Origin of the sequence: Halomonas gemina, assembly GCF_023554995.1 — a bacterium.
Lineage (GTDB): Bacteria > Pseudomonadota > Gammaproteobacteria > Pseudomonadales > Halomonadaceae > Halomonas > Halomonas gemina.
This window is the reverse complement of sequence record NZ_JAMJPK010000052.1, coordinates 1-217: the sequence shown is the minus strand read 5'-3', so window position 1 is coordinate 217 and position 217 is coordinate 1. Positions and strand designations below refer to the sequence as shown.

Here is a 217-nt window from a genome sequence, read left to right as displayed (position 1 = left end):
AAGCGCTGCAAGGCGTTGAGCTAACCGGTACTAATGGCCCGTGAGGCTTGACCATATAACACCCAAGCGGTCTGCCGATGGCGACCGACAAGCCGGATACGACGAGACGTAGCGTCAGCATGATTCATAAGTTTTTCGCCTGACGACCATAGCGTGCGGGAACCACCTGATCCCATGCCGAACTCAGCAGTGAAACCGCTCAGCGCCGATGGTAGTG

The 217-nt window shown here is 56.7% G+C and carries 1 rRNA gene; it reads left to right on the top strand.

The window, feature by feature from the left end:
* Positions 1-138 precede the first annotated feature (138 nt).
* Positions 139-217 (top strand): 5S ribosomal RNA (gene rrf, locus M8009_RS19015); the annotation flags it as partial.